The organism is Janthinobacterium sp. 64, assembly GCF_002813325.1.
GTDB lineage: Bacteria > Pseudomonadota > Gammaproteobacteria > Burkholderiales > Burkholderiaceae_D > Janthinobacterium.
This window is the reverse complement of record NZ_PHUG01000001.1, coordinates 1,341,162-1,359,786: the sequence shown is the minus strand read 5'-3', so window position 1 is coordinate 1,359,786 and position 18,625 is coordinate 1,341,162. Positions and strand designations below refer to the sequence as shown.

Genomic DNA, 18,625 nt, shown 5'->3' with positions numbered 1-18,625 from the left:
ATGCTGTGATATTAACTCCGAAGCCTAATTTGGCTGACTCCGCGTTTGACTCCCTTTCTGACCATGGCGCCGAAGATGCGTTTGACGGCGATTTTGCCGCCGACGACGCCTTCGAGGAAATGGCCCCGATTACATTGGAACTGACGCCGGACGCCTGCGGCCACCGCCTCGATAAAGTCATCGCCCAACTGGTGCCACAATACTCGCGCAGCCGCTTGCAACTGTGGCTGGAAGCCGGTTTCGTGACCGTCGATGGAAAAGTTGCCAAACGCAACATGACCGCCTATGGCGACGAGAAGATCGTCATTCTGCCGCAAAGCGCGCCGGAAGACGAGGCTTTTAAGCCGGAAGCGATGGAATTGAACATCGTGCACGAAGATGAGCATATCATCGTCATCAACAAACCGGCCGGACTGGTCGTGCATCCGGGCCCTGGCAACTGGTCGGGTACCTTACTCAACGGCCTGCTGCACCACTGTCCGCAACTGGCGGGCGTGCCGCGTGCGGGCATCGTGCACCGCCTGGACAAGGATACCAGCGGCCTGATGGTGGTCGGCAAGACCCTCGCTTCGCAAACGGACCTGGTGCGCCAGCTGCAGGCGCGCACCGTCAAGCGTGAATACTTTGCGCTCGTGTGGGGCACGCCGAAAATGGCGGGCACCATCGACGCCTCCATCGCGCGCCACCCGCGCGACCGGGTCAAGATGGCAGTGTCTGAAAATTTCACCGCCAAGCCTGCCATCACGCACTATGAATTGATCGGCAGCGGGGAACTCGACCGCCGTCCCGTGAGCCTGATGCAATGCCGTCTGGAAACAGGCCGCACGCACCAGATCCGCGTGCACATGCAGCATCTGGGCTTTGCCCTGGTCGGCGACTACGTGTACGGCAAGCAGCACCTGGTGTCGGTGTTCTCGCGCCAGGCGCTGCAGGCGCGCCGCCTGGGTCTCGTGCATCCGGGTACCCTGGAAGCGTGCGAATGGATCGTGCCGTTGGCAGATGACTTCGCCGAGCTGATCGCCACCGCCGGCATTCCCGAGCCGGAACAGGTCTGATGACGTCGCCGTTGCCTTGCCTTGTACCCGATTGGCCCGGCTTGCCCGCGAACGTGGGCGCGCTGTCGAGCGTGCGCGCGGGCGGCGTCAGCCAGGAACCATATGGTGACGGGCAGGGCGGCGGTGGCTTGAATCTGGGCACGCACGTGGGCGACGATCCTGCCCACGTGGCGGCCAACCGCGCGCGGCTGGCGGCCATCTTGCCTGCCGAACCGGCCTGGCTGTCGCAGGTGCATGGCGTGGCCGTGGTGGACGCGGCCAGCCTGCACGGTGGCGTGCCCGATGCCGACGCCAGCATCGCCACCTTGCCCGGCGCCGTGTGCGTGGTGATGACGGCCGATTGCCTGCCCGTACTGTTCTGTTCGACCGATGGCCTCGTCGTCGGCGCGGCCCACGCGGGCTGGCGCGGCCTGGCCAATGGCGTCTTGCAGCGCACGGTGGCAGCCATGCGGTCGCAGGGCGCGACGGACATCCTCGCCTGGCTGGGGCCGGCCATTGGTCCACAGCAATTCGAAGTGGGGCAGGACGTGCTGCAAGCGTTCCGCGACGGCGCGCGCGACGCTGCCGAGCGGCAAGTGATGAGCGCTGCGTTCACCGCCATCGCCGGCAAGCAGGGCAAGTACCTGGCCGACATCTATTCGCTGGCGCGCACCATGCTGCTGCGCGATGGCGTGGCGCAAGTGGCGGGCGGGGAATATTGCACCGTCAGTGATGCGGCGCAGTTTTACTCGTACCGGCGCGATGGCGTCACGGGAAGACAGGCCAGCTTGATCTGGCGCAAATAATCTGCACGGCAGACACTTATGTGTCTGCCGTTTTTGTTTTATCGTCTGCTGAGGCGAGTGCGCGCGCGTTCAGTTCAGCGACGCGCTCAGCCTTGCGTTTGCGTCGCCGCGAGCCCGTCAGATAGAATAGGATGGACAGCGGAATGACGCAGTACAGCACGAAGGTCATCACCCCGGCGACGATGGACGGTTCCGTCAGCGCCATGAGGCCGACGACATAGATCCAGGCAACAGCGGTCATGAGCATCATTGGTATTGGCAGCCAGTAAGAGTTTGCATGCTTTGATCCAGAAGTATTTATTTTTGACGACGTTTTAATTTCTTAATGGACTTTTACATCTATGAATATGCCCGATCCTCAAATGATGACCAAGGAATGGATGGCGCAGATCAGCAATCCTGAGCAGTGGAAGACGTGGTTCAACATGGTACCGCAGCCGCAGGGCAATCCGATTGCCGGCATTTTGCAGGATGCGGGCGCCAGCATCAAGCCCGAAGCGATCGAGCAACTGAAAAACGCCTACGTGGCCAAGCTGACGGGCTTGTGGGCCGACTTTATGGCCGGCAAGGCGCCGGAACTGAAAGACCGCCGCTTCGCCGCTCCCGCCTGGCACGCCAGCCCCCTGTCGGCCTTCAATGCGGCCGCCTACCTGCTCAATGCGGAGTTTCTCAGCGCCATGGCCGATGCCGTGGAAGCGACGCCGCACCAGAAGCAAAAGATTGCGTTTGCCGTGCAGCAAATCGTCGATGCCATGTCGCCGGCCAACTTTCTGGCCACCAATCCCGATGCTCAGCAAACCCTGATCGAGACCAAGGGCGAAAGCCTGACCAAGGGCTTGAGCAATATGCTGGCCGACATGCAGAAGGGCCGCATCTCGCAATCCGATGAATCGGCCTTCGAAGTGGGGCGCAACGTGGCCACCACGCCGGGCACGGTAGTGTTCGAGAACGCGCTGTTCCAGCTGATCCAGTACACGCCAAGCACTCCCACGGTACACCAGCGTCCCCTGCTGATGGTGCCGCCATGCATCAATAAATTCTATATCCTTGACTTGCAGCCGGAAAACTCGCTCGTGCGCTATGCGGTAGAGCAGGGCAATACCGTGTTTTTGATGTCCTGGCGCAATCCGGACCTGAGCATGCAGCACCTGACGTGGGACGATTACGTCGAGCAAGGCGTGATCGAAGCGATCAAGGTGACGCAGGAAATCTCCGGCCAGGACAAGCTCAATATGTTCGGCTTTTGCGTGGGCGGCACCATCGTCTCGACGGCGCTGGCAGTGCTCAAGGCACGGGGTGAAAGTCCCGCCGCCAGCCTGACCCTGCTGACGACCTTCCTCGATTTCTGCGACACGGGCGCGCTCGACGTCTTTATTGACGAGCCGCAAGTGGCGCTGCGCGAGCAAAGCCTGGCCAAGGGCGGCCTGATGTCGGGCCGCGACCTGGGCAGCACTTTTTCGAGCCTGCGGCCGAACGATCTCGTGTGGAACTACGTGCAATCGAATTACCTGAAGGGCAAGGAACCGCCCGCGTTCGACTTGCTGTACTGGAATGGCGACGGTACGGGCTTGCCGGGCCCCATGTTCTGCTGGTATCTGCGCAATACTTACCTGGAAAACAGCCTGAAAGTGCCGGGCAAGCTGACGGTGGCCGGGGAAAAGGTCGACCTGAGCAGCATCGACGCGCCCGCCTTCATCTACGGTTCGCGCGAAGACCATATCGTGCCCTGGGGCGCGGCCTATGCCAGCACGGCCTTGCTGAACCCGAAAAAGCCGAAAGCCAACCGCTTTATCCTCGGTGCTTCGGGCCATATCGCCGGCGTGATCAATCCTGCCTCGAAGAAAAAGCGCAGTTACTGGAGCAACGACAAGCCGCGCACGGCGAAAGCCAAGCCATTGACTGCCGAGCAGTGGATGGAGGGCGCCACCGAGCACGTGGGCAGCTGGTGGCCCGAATGGGCCGCCTTCCTTGCCGAACACGGCGGCGCGCAGGTGAAGGCGCCAGCCAAGCCGGGCAACAAGCGCCACGCGGCTATCGAGCCGGCGCCGGGGCGGTATGTTAAAGTCAGGGCAGACTAGTTTGCAAAAGCTTCTTGCCTGACAAGACCGGCGTAATCTCCGGTCTTGTCAGGAATCTACTTTTAGTTGCGTTGCAATAAATATGGGAATCTACTACCCTGATGTGCAATGGAGCCATTTTCCACTCTATAATGGAAAAGGTAGGCAGGTGCGAAAGCGGACCCACGTTCGCTTTTTTTTCGGATTAACTCAGTATGCGCTGCGGCGCAATAAGTGGAACTTGTGATGAGTAGTGCAAAAAAAAGTATAGACCGCCTGATTAAAAAATATCCCAACCGCCGTTTGTACGACACGCAAACCAGTTCCTACATCACCTTGACGGACGTCAAGCAGCTGGTGTTGGACAATGAGGTGTTTACGGTCGTCGATGCCAAATCCAGTGAAGATTTGACGCGCAGCATCTTGCTGCAAATCATTTTGGAAGAGGAAGCGAACGGCGCGCCCATGTTTTCGAGCAGCGTGTTGTCGCAGATCATCCGCTACTATGGCCACGCCATGCAGGGCATGATGGGATCCTACCTGGAAAAGAACGTGCAAGCGTTCACCGATATCCAGCACAAATTCACGGGCACGTCGGCCGGCAGCTTCGAAGGCAAGCCATTTAGCCCGGAAATGTGGACCCAGTTCATGAATGTCCAGGGCCCGATGATGCAAGGCATGATGAACAACTACATCGACCAGAGCAAGAGCCTGTTCGTGCAGATGCAGGAACAGATGCAGAGCCAGAGCAAGAATCTGTTCGGCACGTTCCCGTTTGTGCCGCCGGTTCCGCCGACCGACAAAAAGTAAGTTACTTGCTGATTCCGATGTCAGGCGGTACGGTGGAATTTCACTGTGCCGTTTTTTCATGGTGGGGCAAAAACGCGGCCATTTTGCCGGTGCCATTGAACCGTTATCCTTGAAATCAAACATATGGCGCGCCGCTGATTTAGCGCAAAGGTCATGGTGTCATCCATTGTAATGGCCAGCTAGTTGTCCTAGTCTCAAAAGACATCCTATCGTTGATATTTTGAGACTGGAGTGCTCCCATGAATAGTCAGTGGATCGAGCGCTGTGCCACATTGCTCCTGTGTTGCTGTCTATGGGGTTGTTCGTGGATGACGCCACGGGTAGCCGAGCACACATTCCAGGGGGACGCTGGTAAGCCCAAGAGCATTTTTGTTTTCATGGACGGCACCAGTAATGACCTATCTTCAAATACCAACGTGCAGCGCATCTATGAGTTGGTAGCGAACAATGCAGATCTACAATCCACGAGCCTATATATTGAGGGAGTTGGCGGTGCCAATACCCAGTTGATAGGCATGGCGTTGGGCATTGGCATGAAAAAGCGTATTTTGATGGGCTATGATTTCATCGCGCGCCATTACGCACAAGGCGATGCTATCTACCTGTTTGGTTTCAGTCGAGGCGGACATGAGGCGCGGGCGCTCGCCGGGTTAATCTCATATGCTGGTCTGCCGTTGTCGGCAGCACTCTCGATCGATGCCGGCCAGCGCATGGCCGTATGGGACAGCGTGCTGGACATTACCCGCAACGTGAGTGATATCGATTTTCTGCCGTTCTGGAAAGGCTGGCATCCTGGGCAGGCCCCACCGCTGGCCTCAGAATTGCTGGCCAAACTCAAATTGGATATGCGCCCGGCCCGGATCGAGTTTGTCGGCCTATGGGATACCGTGCCTGGCTCATGGTTTAAGACTTTCGGACCATGTCGGGAGGAGGCGGATCGCCGTGTCGGCGACCGGTATAAATCCGATTCCTATCCAACTATCAAGACCTACGTACATGCGGTTTCCGCAGATGAAAAACGCAGCCGTTTTGCACCATTACTGGTATGTCAACCGTTAAATCCTCAATATACCGAAATCAGCCAGAAGTGGTTCCCGGGCTCGCATAGCGATATCGGAGGCGGCTATCAAGATGACAATCGGTTATCGCTGTTGACATTGAGCTGGATGCGCGAGTTGTTGCAGCAGCACTACGCCTTGCGGTCGCCTCCATCTGATGCCGGGGCCGCTGTGATGGCTATGTCGCATTGGTCAGTCGGAGACTCGCCGGGGAATTGGTTCAGCCATTGTGAAGACCGGGTGGTGCCGCCTGGTGGAGGCCATCCCAGTATCGCTGAACGCGCTAGCCACTCACCGGCGGAGGTGCACATCAACGGCAAGCGAGATATCAGAAAATATCCGCTGGGGTGTGCAGACATGTAGCTTGGCGATAAGAGGCTGGTCGCAACGTGGCGTATCGATGCAGGTTGAAACCGGTACATGGCAAGAACCTGCATGGCCTATGGTCAACGTGTCAGAGGAGTATGCAATGCACTTAAATAGGCGTCGTATCGTTGCCATTGTTGCTACCCTGCTGATATGTGCCTGCGAACCTGTCACGCAAGCTCCGGCCAGCGTTGACCTGGATATTTCGGGTACTCGCACCGAGCATGTAGCGGTTGTCTTTATTCACGGTGTCATGGGCAATGCTGAATTGAGCTTCAAGGCCGATTCCGCCAAGCAGAGCTGGCCCGTAATGCTTGCGTCGGATCCGCGGTTTAAAGAAGCTCCCCGGGTCATCAGTCTCGCGTATCAAAGCGGAGCACTGCGGCGCGCCAGCAATATCAACGAAATCGCCGTGCTGCTCAATGAGCGGCTGCGGACCAAGCAGTTGTTCGAACATGCTGACAAGGTAATCTTCGTCAGCCACAGCATGGGCGGCTTGGTAGCAAGGCGGATGTTGATACAACTGAGCATCTCTCATCCCGAAGATTATGCCAAGGTTGCAGGGATCTTTTTTTTCGGCACGCCGAGCGGCGGCGCGGAAGTGGCCAGCATCATGTCGGTACTAACCCGCAATCCCCAGTTTAATGACATGAATCCAATTGAGCTGAACACATTCCTTCAAGCCGAAGACGACAGCTGGGGAGCGCTGTTGCGACGGCGCACCGTGGAGGCACCGTACCCAAAAAGCTTTTGTGCATATGAAAAATATGCAGTTGGTAACATGGTTATCGTCGCGCGCAACCGGGCCCTGACCGGATGCGATGAAACGGCAATGCCGTTTGAACGCGACCATATCAATCTGGTAAAGCCAGCTACGCGGGCGGACGATGTGTATGCATATGTTGCCACGCATATCCGCAAATTGGTGGCCGATGAATACATTCCATTTAATGTAAAAATTGCATTAGTGACGCCGAATGGTGCCCCATTGCCGATGGATCTGCCCTTATACTCCGGCGACATGTATGCGTTGCAGATCAGTAGCACAAGGCCGTGCTGGATCTATGTGTTCAATGAAGGCAGCCGTAGGATAATCGAGCGCTATTATCCTACCAAGAGAGTGAAGCAAGAACAGCCGTCGAAGACCTTCCGCATTCCTGCCGACCCGAAGCAGGCGCTGAGACTCGATGCCCATGCCGGCACCGAAAGAGTGTTGGTCCTTGCGTCTTTTGCCCCGAGAGCGGATCTTGAAAGTGGCGGGCAGGAAATTGACAGTCAGCCGGGAAACGCCAGCGTGGGTCTGAGGCAGAAATTGCAAAAGCGCGGCGCGTATGAATCCAATGTCGCCAGTGCCGTCTCACGCAAGGTACCCATAGCATATAAGATCAGCAGGCAAGGGGAGGATGTTTCGGCAAGCTTGACATTTCTGCATTTACCGTACGAAGAGAAATAATGGTTTTCTTTTGCCTTCGCAGCCTGTGTCGCGTGATCTTGCTGGCAGAGCTGATTTTCCTGCATCTCACACCTGTTCAAGCAAGCCCCCAGGAACTGGTTCAAGCTGTCGCTGCCGACGTGGCAAAGCCCTTGCCGCCGATGGGGGCGCCGGCAGAGATGGAATTAAAGACGTTTGGCGCTCTTCTGCAAGCGGATATGCCTGGGCAGCCGTTCCCGAAAGGGTTGAGATCGCTGATCTTTGAGCAGATCAAGGGTATGTATGCAACACTCGGGCAGTTCCCGCAGGTTATGAGGCTGTGTCATTATCAGGCTGCGCGCGCCGTCAGCCAAGAGGAGCGCACTGCAGCTGCTGACTGTCTTATTGGTGCTTACTTCGGCTTGGGCCGCTATGTCGATGCGGAACAGTTGATGTTGGAGATGCGCAGCTGGCGGCCGACGAGCAGTGGGGGCGACGTCATCAACGAAGGCGGACGCTGGATGAGGCTATTGCGCCTCAGCGAAAATGCCGGGGATATTATGCTTGCTGAATCGGCTGCGCGGAACATGATCAGTTTGAGCGCCGCGATACTGGCATTACCACCGCTCGATGATGCAAGGGAGAGTAAGCCCGGCATTGTTGCCTTACGATTGCGCCAGCTCGACGCCGCCAGAAAGGCGGAGAACGATGTGGCGCGCAAAGTGCAACTTGAACGGGATTATCAGCAAGAATTGCTTAAAGCAAAAAAAGCTGACTTCGCACGTAGCCTGGAAACTATGCGGCAGATGAGTGCCTTTGAATTACGTGACGAAGGCCTGTCTTTTCAGGCACGGCTCGCTTATCAGCGCCAGGATTTCACACTTTTTGAACGCCAAGTGCGCGAATTGCTCGCGGCCAAAAAGGCTTGGGGCGACACTTACTGGGCTAACACGGCGATGAACTTCATCCCCATGCTACAAGTTGCCGGTCGCACAGCATATGCGCTTGAACTTGCGGAAAATGGTTTGAAGAGTATCAGGATCGGCGCCGGGATAAGTGAGTCACATCATCCAGTAAACGCGTTAGACGACTATTCAGAAGTCATCAAGGTGCTCGGAGATGACACGGTTAGCAGCGAACACATCTTTACGCTGATACGGCTTGCGCGGGCGTATTCCGTACTGGAACGAAATGCCGAGGCACAAGCAGTACTGGCATCGGCATACAAGCGATCGCAGCGAAACTTGAGTGAGCCTGCCGAGGCAAGCACGCTGATGGCCATGGTAGAGAATGAAATGGCCATCTTTGCTTACAAGCGTGGCATGGACGCCGAGGCAATGTCCTTATGGCGCTCAGCGCGTTTGAGGCTGATTGCATCGCAGGCGCTGGAGCGCTCTGACGAGCTTGGTCGAGTACGGTTACCGATTGATAGTTTACTTCTGGAAGTTAGTGCCAGGCTGCTAAAGAGTATTGCGGAAACCGTTCCCCAGCCTGTAAACGATCCGCAGCCCAAGGACGAGATATTGACGATCCTTCAGACCTTTAGTGCATCACGTTTCGGGCAAGGCGTGCAGCATGCAGCGCGACGGTCGAGTGCAGGTAATGAGGTGGTTCAGCGTTTACTCGACCGCGAAGGTGCGTTGCTGCATAGCCTGATCAGCATAAGAAGTGCACTTGCTACAGTCAGTATGGATAAGAAAAAAGACGGAAAGGAGGGGGAGTGGCTGCAAAAAGACCTCGCATCAGTCATGAGCGAGTTAAAGGATCTGAAGCGGGACTTGAACAAAATAGCCACGACCAATGGCCAGGCTATCGCAAGCGTTGGCACTGTTTCTTGGGATCGCTTGACGCCAGCATTGGCTGTGTCGGATGCATATTGGCAATGGATACTGCATCCCGCAGGTAATATGATCGTTTGTATTAGTACTGATGGTATCCGGCTGGAGGTCATCTCCCAATCCTTGGCTGCGCTGCGCAAAGCTAGTATTGAGCTGTCTGCCGCGAACAACCTGAAAAATATCTGGTATACGGAGCAAATTCCGCCTTTCCCGATGGCTGCGGCAGAGCAACTTCATACTGCCCTGTTCGGTAATATTGCATCAAATATCGTCGGCAAGACACGCTGGATATTGGCTCCCCCTGCTGTTTTTGATCGCTTGCCCTGGTCTGCACTGCGAGTGGCTAGCTGCAGACCAAGTGCAGGCGGGTGCTGGCTTGTGGAAAAGGTGGCGATTACCATTGCGCCGTCGATCCTGGCGTGGGCTAGTTTGAGCGAGCGCGCTCCTACTAATGCGAAAAACCTCTTCTTGGGTATTGGTGATCCTGTCGGCAGCAGTTCTTTTACTCGTCAGGAGTTGAATGGCATGCGTGAATTTCAATTGCGGGGCTCAACGACTGTCAACGAGACTTTCCAGTCCGACACCACATCAACGGCGTTTGCCAGGGAACTCAAGGCGCTGGCGAATATGTTCCCCTCGCGTTCAAGGCGGCTTCTGCTCGGCCCGCAGGCTAGCAAACAGAAGCTGATGGCTTTGCCGTTGCAGAACTATCGAATACTCGTCTTCAGTACACATGGCTATCTTGGCGGAGAAATTAGTGGGGCACTTGGGCCTAGCCTGTTACTCTCCAGAGGGACTGGTCCACCTAGGGAGAGCTTTCTGTCTGCTACGGAAGTGTATGAATTGCATCTTGATGCCGACCTGGTCTATCTGAGCGCCTGCGACACATCAGGAAGCGATGGAACGATTGACGCAGAAGGATTTTCGGGATTGACTAGTGCATTTTTGTATGCTGGATCGAGAACGGTCGTCGCCAGCTTATGGCCAGTGGAATCCCGGGCAACTGAGACATTAACGATACGTGCCATGCGTTCGTATCTGAATGCTGGAGCAAGGGTGCCTTTCGCATTTGCATTACGTGATGCCATGTTGCAGTCGCTTCACGATAAGGATATTCGACTTCGCCATCCGTCGATGTGGGCCGCTTTTATTTCTGTTGGGCGCTAATTTACGCCATGCACATGGAGGTCGTGGCGCATAGGGGGCGGATTGCGGGACTGGCAGGGGGGGCGACGCGGCTCTGACTGGCTGCTTTTGCTTGGACTCAATGAAGTGCAATGCGTAAAGCTGTGAAAACAACAAGCAGAAGTTCTGGGCGAGGTGCTATCTGGATATTGGCATGGAACAGAGCACAGAATAATGTACAATGTTCGATTGGTCAAAATTTTCCCGGCACTCTATCATGCATTCGATCTCCCGTATTCCTGAAGTCAAATCTACCCCTGCCGCCATCATTCCAGGGGCTGCTCCGAAAGTGGGCTTTGTCTCGCTCGGCTGCCCGAAAGCGCTGGTCGACTCCGAACAAATCCTGACCCAACTGCGCGCCGAAGGCTACGAAACGGCGAAATCCTATGCTGGCGCCGATCTGGTGATCGTCAATACCTGCGGTTTTATCGATGCTGCCGTGCAAGAGTCGCTCGACGCCATCGGCGAAGCGCTGGCTGAAAACGGCAAAGTCATCGTGACAGGTTGCCTGGGCGCCAAGAAAGATGCTGCCGGCGACGACATCATCATGAAGGTGCACCCGAAAGTGCTGTCCGTCACGGGTCCGCACGCGCTGGCCGAAGTGATGGATTCCGTCCATTTTCACTTGCCGAAGCCGCACGCGCCCTTCCTCGACCTGGTGCCGCCGCAAGGCATCAAGCTGACGCCGAAGCACTATGCCTACCTGAAAATTTCCGAAGGCTGCAACCACCGTTGCAGTTTCTGCATCATCCCGTCGATGCGCGGCGACCTCGTCTCGCGTCCGATCGGTGAATTGATGATCGAAGCGGAAAACCTGTTCAAGGCCGGCGTCAAGGAATTGCTGGTCATTTCGCAAGATACCTCGGCGTATGGCGTGGACGTGAAATTCCGTTCCGGCTTCTGGAATGGCCGTCCCGTGAAAACCCACATGACGCAGCTGACGGAAGCGCTGGGCGAGCTGGCCAAGACCTACGGCGCCTGGGTACGCTTGCATTACGTCTATCCGTACCCGCACGTGGACCAGATCATCCCGATGATGAGCGGCGGCCACATCTTGCCTTACCTCGACATTCCAATGCAGCATGCGCATCCTGATGTCTTGAAGCGCATGAAGCGTCCTGCCAGCGGCGAGAAAAACCTCGACCGCATCCAGGCCTGGCGCGCCATCAACCCGGATCTCACCATCCGCTCGACCTTCATCGCCGGTTTCCCTGGTGAAACGGAAGCGGAATTCGAATACTTGCTCGACTTCCTCAAGGAAGCGCAGATCGACCGTCTGGGCTGCTTCGCCTATTCGCCCGTCGAAGGCGCGACGGCCAATGCGATCGAAAATCCCGTGCCGGAAGAGCTGCGCGAAGAGCGCCGCGGCCGCGTGATGCTGCTGCAGGAAGAAATTTCGAAAAAACGCCTGCAAGCCAAGGTCGGCAAGACCGTGCGCGTACTCATCGATGAAGTCACCCGCTCTGGCGGCGTGGGCCGCTCGTCTGCCGACGCGCCGGAAATCGATGGCGTCGTGTACGTAAAACCGCCATTCGAGCCGCACCGCAAGCTGGCCGTGGGGCAATTCGTTGACGTGACCATTACATCCGCCGATGCGCACGACCTGTGGGGCGCTGCGGAATAAATATTTTTCGCAGGTGTAACACTCTGTCATACGTACGGCAGGCAAAGGGCATAAGCCCTTACAATCAAGGCGGACCAGCACAGACTGGCCCGCCTTTTTATTTTGCCGACGATGCCATGACCACAATCAAATCCCCCCAGACGGCGCTGATCCACAGCGATTACCAGGCGCCGCAAGGCTTTGCCGCGTTTCCCAACGCCATCCATCACGCATCGACCGTGCTGTTCAAGGACGTGGCGGCCATGCGTTCGGGCGACTGGAAAGAGAAGAACGCCTACACCTACGGCTTGCACGGCACGCCTACCACGTTCACCCTGGAAGCGCGGCTGGCCGAGATCGAAGGGGGCAAGTACTGCCTGCTGGCGCCGTCGGGCCTGGCGGCCATCGCCATGGCGGACTTTGCGCTGCTCAAAACAGGCGACGACGTGCTACTGCCGGAAAATATCTACAACCCGAACCGCGAACTGGGGCGCTGGCTGGCGCAGGATTTTGGCATCACGGCCCGCTATTACGACCCGCTCATCGGCGCCGGCATCGCCGCGCTGATTCAGGAAAATACCAAGCTGATCTGGACGGAGGCGCCCGGTTCCGTGACCATGGAAGTGCCGGACTTGCCCGCCATCTGCGCGGCCGCCCACGCGCGCGGCGTATTGGTGGCTTTGGATAACACCTGGTCGGCCGGCCTGGCCCTGCGCGGCTTCGACCTGGGCGTGGACATCATCATGCAGGCGCTGACGAAATACCAGTCGGGCGGCTCGGACGTGCTGATGGGCGCGCTGATCACGCGGGACAGGGCGCTGCATGAGCGTCTGGCGCTGGCGCATATGCGCCTTGGCATGGGCGTGGGGGCGGACGACGCCTACCTGGTGCTGCGCGGCTTGCCCACCATGAAGCTGCGCTTCGACGCGCACGATGCGGGCGCGCGCGCGGTGGCCGCCTGGCTCAAGGGACGCAGCGAGATCGCCACGGTACTGCATCCGGCGTTCGCCGATTGCCCGGGCCACGCAATCTGGCAGCGCGATTTCACGGGCGCGGGCGGCCTGTTTTCCGTGCTGTTCCATGCCCGCTACACGGAGCAGCAGACGGACCGCTTCGTCGATGCCTTGCAATTGTTCAAGATAGGCTACAGCTGGGGCGGCGCGAACAGCCTGGTGATGCCGTACCGCATCGCCGCCATGCGCAAGGGCTGGCCATTGCCGGGCCAGCTCGTGCGCCTGAACGTGGGGCTGGAAGATCCGCAGGACTTGATCGCCGATATAGAACGGGCGTTCGCGGCGATGTAACGGGTTGCGGGCAAGCACGACGGCTTGCCCGCATAGCCGTTACATGGGCACGGGGCTGTTGTTGTTCAGGTCGATGAAGCCGCGCAGCAGGCGGTACGCTTTCCACAGCCAGGCCACGCCCCACACGAGGAAGGCCAGCGGAATGCCGATGATGGTGACCCACAGCACGGCGCCGAGAACGACCCAGGCCGCATACCACCAGAAGGAACGGATCATCCAGCTGTGATGGCTGTACACGAAGGTCCCGGCCGCCTCGCCCCGCTTCACATAATTGATGATGAGCGGAATGAAGGAAAACGCGCCCAGCGAAAACACAAAGCTGGCGCCATGTATCAGGTACAACCACCAGGCCAGGTTTTTGGTCTGCTGGAGTTGGGTATCCAAAATAATATCTTGTGACATGACAGCTCCCGTCGTTGCTCAATTTTTAATTGTAACAAGCAAAGCGGGGGCAGGAGCGCAGTCCATGCAAAAAGGCAGAATACATTGTTGAAAGCAGATTCACATCCCACCTTGGCCGCACGCGCCAGGTCATGGCTGCGCCAGGCTTTGCCGGCCTTGCTGCTGTGCGCCACGGCGGCCCATGCGGCCGCGCCTGCGCTGGAGGCGGAGTTTGCCGCCGGCTTGAAGGAAGAGAGCCTGGCGGGCGCCGTCTGGAGCGAAGTCTTGCCCGATGGCACAGTCAAAGTCGGTGCGTCCGGCCTGCGCGATGCCGCCAAGCACCTACCGATGCAGGCCGACACGCGCGTACAAGTGGGCTCCGTGGGCAAGGTGGCGCTGGCGCTGGGCGTCTTGCGCCTGGTCAGCGAAGCCAAGCTTACGCTCGACACGCCTCTGCAGCAGGTCCTGCCGGCACTGGCGCTGAACAATCCGTGGCAGGCCAGCGACCCCGTGCGCATCCGCCACCTGCTGGCGCATACCTCCGGCCTCGATAACGTGCGCTTCTGGCAAGCGTTCAGCATGCATCCGGCGCCGCAGACGCCGCTGGCCGCCGCCTTTGACGGCGGGCGCAATCTGCTGCGCGTGCGTGCCCGGCCCGGCAGCCGCTATGCGTATTCGAACATGGGCTATGGCTTGCTGGGCATGGTGATCGAGAAGGTCACGGGCCAGCCGTATGAACGCTACCTCGATGCGCAGCTGCTGCAGCCGCTGGGCATGGCGGACAGCACGTTTGCTTTCGTCAGTCAGGCGGGAGCGCAGGCGGACCCGCGCCTGGCAATGGGCCACTTCGAGCATGGCGTGGCGCAGCCGGCCGTGCCGCAATACCTGCGTCCGGCCGCGCAATTTACCACCACGGCGGCCGACATGGGCAAGCTGGCGCAATTCCTGATGGGCGACGGCAAGCTGCAGGGCAAGCACTTCATCGACCCGGCGCTGATGGGCGCCTTGTCCGAACCGGCCGACACGGATGCGGCGCAAGCGGGCCTGGCAACGGGCCATGGACTGGCCTTGGCCGTGCGCGACCGCCACAACGTGGTGGGCGCCTGCCACCCTGGCACGGCCGTAGGTTTTCGCGCCATGCTGTGCCTCTATCCGGAGCAGGACAGCGCCTTCTTCGTGGCCTTCAACACGGATGCGGAAGCGGCCGATTATGAACGCTTCAACCGCCTGCTGCTGCGCGACCTGGAGCTGCCGCTGCGCGCGCCAGCCCCGCAGGGCACGCCCGCGCCCACGGTGGAAAACTGGCAGGGCGTGTATGTGCCGTCACCGAGCCCCATGGCCAGCATGGCCTGGGTCGACGCCGTCTTCGGCTTTACGCGCCTGAAATGGGATGGCGAGTCGCTGTTCCTGATCCCGTTCCAGGGCGAGCCGAAGGAACTGGAACCGGTGGGCGGCTTGCTGTTCCGCGCCAGCGACCGCAGCACGCCATCGCACGTGCTGCTGCAGGAGGATGGCAAGCATGTGCTCAGCGACGGCTTGCGCAGCTACGAGCGCGCGTCGATGTTGCGCATGCTGGTGCTGTGGGGCAGCCTGGCCCTGGGCGCGGCCGGCTTGCTGTACGTACTGGTGGTGGGCGTGTGGCGCGCCGCGCTGCGCAGCCTGGAGCGGGGCGACCATCTGTTCGCGCCTTTGCTGGCCATGCTGGCGCTGCTCTTGCCGCTGCCGTTTTTCTATTTCCAGTCCTACCTGCGCCTGGGCGACGTCACCATCGCCAGTGTGCTGCTGGTATTGGTGACGGGTGCGCTGCCGCTGGCGACGGCGTTCGGCCTGGCCCGCTGCTGGCGCAGCCGCGGCACGGCGGCCGAGGCGGGCTCGTGGGCGAAATGGGATTGGGTGGCCTTGCTGGCGGCTTTGCAACTGCTGCTGGTGCTGGCCTGGTGGGGATTGCTGCCGCTGCGTATGTGGCAGCTGTAGGCCGTCAGGTCCAGCCAGCAATCAGCCGGCGCCACCAGCGTTGCGCCGGTGCGGCCCGGGTACCGTGTGCGGTGCGCTTGGCGCGATAGCTGGCCGCCGCCATCTGCAGGCCGACGCGGTCCATCGCCGCCATCGCCTCCGCTTCCTCTGGCGACAAGCCATGCAGCAAGGCTTGCGCACGGGGATCGAGCAGGAAGGCGGCACGCAGGGCGTCGTCCGTGTACAGCCTTGCCAGCAACGTTTCCAGTGCGGGAGAGCTCATGCGCTCCGCCCCGCGCGCAAGGCCGCCCGCGCCAGCTCCAGCTGGCCCAGCACATGCTCGAACGACGGGTAATTGCCGTCGCGTTCGACGATCACCGTCAGGGACTGGGGCGCGTGGCGCGCCAGCACGGTCAATAAATCGAAGACTTCGGGCGGCACGTCGTGCAGATGGTCGTCCAGCAAGCGCTGGCCGCCGCCCGGCGCCGCTATCCAGTGGCCGCCGCTCAGGTGCACGGCGCCGACCTTGTCCAGCGGCAGGCGCAGCAGCAGTTGTTCCGGCGCGTCCCCAAAATTGACGGCATTCGCATACAGGTTGTGCAGGTCGAGCAGCAGCGGCACGTGCGCGCCGTGGATAATCTGCGCCACCCACTCGGCTTCGTCCATGGTGCTGGCAGGCGGCTGGACGAGGGTAGCGATGTTTTCCATCAGCGGCGCGCTGCCGACGATGCGCGTGGCCAGTGCGATATTGGCGATCGCCCCGGCGGCGCTGCGTGGCGTGCGCGGCGGCGCGGCCAGGTGGCCGATCTCAACGCCGCCGGCGCGCACGAAACTCAGGTGCTCTGACCACGACTCCGCTTGCACCTGCCGCATCAGGCGCGCCATCGCATGCAGGCGGCGCGGATCGGCGGGAATCGTCGAGGCCAGACCCATGCCCGCGCCGTGCAGGCTCACCGGTACCTGGCGCGCCAGGCTGCACAGGGCCGCGATGCCAGCGCGCGGGGCGCGGTAATAATCGTCGGCGATCACTTCCAGCACGTCGATCTGTGCCAGGTTGGACACGATGCCGGCAGCCAGTTCGCCGCGCCAGCCCAGGCCGACGCGGTCGCGTGCGGCCCCCTGGCTAGCTGCCACAGCCGCCGCCACCGCCGCAACCGCCGCAGCCGCTGCCGCCGCCATCGCCGCCGCCGCCATCGCCGCCACCCGATGACGCGTCGCCCGTGCCGTCGGACGAGGAGTCGCCGCCCGTGTTTTGCCGGGGCACAGGGTACAGCTCGGCGACATAGGCGTACACGGACACGGACAGGGGCAGGGCGCCGAGGCCGAAGATGGCGGCCAGCAGGGCCATGTCGGCGCTGCTGCTGCCTGCGTGCAGGCGCGACGAGCGCATGTTCAGGCGGCCAAACAGCATGCGCAGGTCGGTCAGCAGCCGCTGCGCGCTCCAGCTGGTCGCCTGGGTGCGCAAGCCGCGCAGCATCAGGAGAAAAATCACCAGCAGGACCGCCAGGAACAGCAGGTTGTAGTGCTGGCGGCTGATGGCGATGACGGCCTTGACGGCAGCCACCGTCAGCAGCAGCCAGTGCGCGGCCCAGGTGATGCGTTCGCGCCGGCGCAGCAGCGGCGGGCCGACCAGCAATTCCTGCTGCGTCAAGGTCTCGTGGTAGGCGCGGCACGACGGCAGCATCTCGGCCTGCGCGGCCAGTTCCTTGCTGTGGCCCTGGCGGCCCAGGTACAGCCGCAGCACGTCGCGTTCGATGTCATGGCGGGCAAAGCGCAGGCTGTCGGCGCTGGCCGTCTCCAGCAGCGGGCCATCGGCGCGCAGCAAGCCGCGGTCGACCAGCACGATGGCGGCGATCTTCGCGGCTTCGAGGGGGCCGGCGCGCAGGAAGGCGATGCGGTAGGGATCATCGGCCAGCGACAGCTGGGCGTGCGGATTGCGCAATTCCTGGCGGATCAGCAGCTCGCGCGCGAGGAAGTACACGAGCACGCCGAAGATCAGGTAGGCCAGCAGGAACCACGGCCCGCTCCAGTCGAACGGATTGACGCCGTTCACCGCATCTGCTCCGCGTGTTCGCGCAGGCGCTCGGTAATGCTCATCAGGCTTGTGAAGGCGGGCAGGGCTTGCCCCGGCGCCAGGCGCGCCGTTTCGCGCGCCGTTGACATGGCTTGCAGGGCGGAGTGCAGGGCCGGCTCGCCCAGCTGGTCGACAAACGCTTCGAGCGCCTGCTTGCCTGGCAGTGCAGGCTTGCCCTCGAGCTGCGCCAGCGAGGCTGCGGCCGCGCGCAGGGGGCCGGCCGCGTCGGCGATGGCGCCGGCCAGCTGTTCCTCATTCAGGCTGAGAAGCATATACCGTTCGCGCATGCGCACCTGCTGGTTCAGCAGCACTTGCCGCAGCCGGCGCAGCACGGCGTCGCGGCTCGTGTGCAGGCTAGCGAAAGGGTCGACGCCATGCAGCACCCTGTGGCGCGCGATGATGTCGGCGAACTTGACGGCGAAGGCGTCGGCGGCCTGCGTCAGTTCGCTGTCGAGCAGGAACATCACCTGCAGATCGATGGCGGCATGCGCCAGGCGCAATGGCCCGCGCAGCGCATCGGCTGCCTGCGGCGTAAAGCGCTTGAGCAGCAACAGCAGGTTGACGTCGGAAGTGGCGCGCACCTGGCCATCGGCGGCCGAGCCAAACAGCACGGCGGCGGCCAGGTCGTCACCAAAGGCGCTTTGCGCGGCGGCGACAAACACATCCAGGTGGCGTTGTATCTCTTCTGGCAGTGGTGGCGGCATGCGGTGTACTTTCACGGTGGGTTGGCGGGATGGTCACAAGT

General features: G+C 60.3%; 16 protein-coding genes. 10 read left to right on the top strand and 6 right to left on the bottom strand.

The window, feature by feature from the left end:
• Nucleotides 1–29 precede the first annotated feature (29 nt).
• Both CLU91_RS05940 and pgeF read left to right on the top strand, forming a co-directional pair.
• Nucleotides 30–1,055, top strand: coding sequence for an RluA family pseudouridine synthase (locus tag CLU91_RS05940; protein ID WP_100873417.1), 1,026 nt, complete (start codon nucleotides 30–32; stop codon nucleotides 1,053–1,055).
• Nucleotides 1,055–1,840 (top strand): peptidoglycan editing factor PgeF, encoded by a 786-nt coding sequence (pgeF, locus tag CLU91_RS05935; protein ID WP_100873416.1) that lies wholly within the window; start codon nucleotides 1,055–1,057, stop codon nucleotides 1,838–1,840. Before CLU91_RS05940 ends, pgeF begins: the two co-directional genes overlap by 1 nt.
• 16 nt (nucleotides 1,841–1,856) lie before the next feature.
• Here pgeF and CLU91_RS05930 read toward each other — a convergent pair whose 3' ends face one another.
• The gene (locus CLU91_RS05930; RefSeq protein ID WP_232730639.1) at nucleotides 1,857–2,090 is read right to left on the bottom strand and encodes a hypothetical protein; all 234 of its coding nucleotides are present in this window, start codon (nucleotides 2,088–2,090) and stop codon (nucleotides 1,857–1,859) included.
• A 112-nt stretch (nucleotides 2,091–2,202) separates the two neighbouring features.
• Here CLU91_RS05930 and phaC point away from each other — a divergent pair, with 112 nt between their 5' ends.
• The 7 genes from phaC (at nucleotide 2,203) to CLU91_RS05895 (ending at nucleotide 13,472) form a co-directional block, all read left to right on the top strand.
• A complete protein-coding gene (gene phaC, locus CLU91_RS05925; protein ID WP_100873415.1) occupies nucleotides 2,203–3,918 on the top strand; it encodes a class I poly(R)-hydroxyalkanoic acid synthase in 1,716 nt (571 codons plus the stop codon).
• A gap of 225 nt (nucleotides 3,919–4,143) precedes the next feature.
• Entirely contained in the window at nucleotides 4,144–4,707 is a 564-nt protein-coding gene (gene phaR / locus CLU91_RS05920) for a polyhydroxyalkanoate synthesis repressor PhaR (protein ID WP_071076767.1), read from the top strand.
• A 239-nt stretch (nucleotides 4,708–4,946) separates the two neighbouring features.
• Entirely contained in the window at nucleotides 4,947–6,128 is a 1,182-nt protein-coding gene (locus tag CLU91_RS05915) for a phospholipase effector Tle1 domain-containing protein (RefSeq protein ID WP_100873414.1), read from the top strand.
• Nucleotides 6,129–6,165: 37 nt separating this feature from the next.
• On the top strand, nucleotides 6,166–7,584 hold the full coding sequence (locus CLU91_RS05910) for a DUF4384 domain-containing protein (RefSeq protein ID WP_157814618.1): 1,419 nt from the start codon (nucleotides 6,166–6,168) through the stop codon (nucleotides 7,582–7,584).
• Nucleotides 7,584–10,547, top strand: a complete 2,964-nt coding sequence (locus CLU91_RS05905; protein WP_100873412.1) for a CHAT domain-containing protein — start codon at nucleotides 7,584–7,586, stop codon at nucleotides 10,545–10,547. The genes CLU91_RS05910 and CLU91_RS05905 overlap by 1 nt, the downstream gene beginning before the upstream one ends.
• 235 nt (nucleotides 10,548–10,782) lie before the next feature.
• On the top strand, nucleotides 10,783–12,189 hold the full coding sequence (rimO, locus tag CLU91_RS05900) for a 30S ribosomal protein S12 methylthiotransferase RimO (protein WP_232730638.1): 1,407 nt from the start codon (nucleotides 10,783–10,785) through the stop codon (nucleotides 12,187–12,189).
• Nucleotides 12,190–12,305: 116 nt separating this feature from the next.
• A complete protein-coding gene (locus CLU91_RS05895) occupies nucleotides 12,306–13,472 on the top strand; it encodes a cystathionine beta-lyase (protein ID WP_100873411.1) in 1,167 nt (388 codons plus the stop codon).
• Between the two features lie 39 nt (nucleotides 13,473–13,511).
• Here the strand turns inward: CLU91_RS05895 and CLU91_RS05890 are convergent, their stop codons facing one another.
• Nucleotides 13,512–13,874 carry a DUF4870 family protein gene (locus tag CLU91_RS05890; RefSeq protein WP_100873410.1) on the bottom strand — a complete coding sequence of 121 codons (363 nt, stop codon included), beginning with the start codon at nucleotides 13,872–13,874 and terminating at the stop codon, nucleotides 13,512–13,514.
• An 87-nt stretch (nucleotides 13,875–13,961) separates the two neighbouring features.
• Between CLU91_RS05890 and CLU91_RS05885 the strand changes: the two genes are divergently transcribed.
• A complete protein-coding gene (locus tag CLU91_RS05885; protein WP_157814617.1) occupies nucleotides 13,962–15,827 on the top strand; it encodes a serine hydrolase domain-containing protein in 1,866 nt (621 codons plus the stop codon).
• Nucleotides 15,828–15,831: 4 nt separating this feature from the next.
• On the opposite strand, the gene CLU91_RS05880 is transcribed toward CLU91_RS05885, so the two are convergent.
• From CLU91_RS05880 to CLU91_RS28680, 4 genes are read right to left on the bottom strand one after another with little or no spacing between them, the layout of a single operon-like run.
• Entirely contained in the window at nucleotides 15,832–16,089 is a 258-nt protein-coding gene (locus tag CLU91_RS05880; protein ID WP_157814616.1) for a hypothetical protein, read from the bottom strand.
• A complete protein-coding gene (locus CLU91_RS27800) occupies nucleotides 16,086–16,940 on the bottom strand; it encodes a DUF692 domain-containing protein (protein ID WP_157814615.1) in 855 nt (284 codons plus the stop codon). The genes CLU91_RS05880 and CLU91_RS27800 overlap by 4 nt, the downstream gene beginning before the upstream one ends.
• Entirely contained in the window at nucleotides 16,930–17,859 is a 930-nt protein-coding gene (locus tag CLU91_RS28205; protein WP_198521256.1) for a TIGR04222 domain-containing membrane protein, read from the bottom strand. Before CLU91_RS28205 ends, CLU91_RS27800 begins: the two co-directional genes overlap by 11 nt.
• On the bottom strand, nucleotides 17,856–18,584 hold the full coding sequence (locus CLU91_RS28680; RefSeq protein ID WP_100873407.1) for a nucleotidyltransferase domain-containing protein: 729 nt from the start codon (nucleotides 18,582–18,584) through the stop codon (nucleotides 17,856–17,858). The genes CLU91_RS28205 and CLU91_RS28680 overlap by 4 nt, the downstream gene beginning before the upstream one ends.
• Nucleotides 18,585–18,625 lie beyond the last annotated feature (41 nt).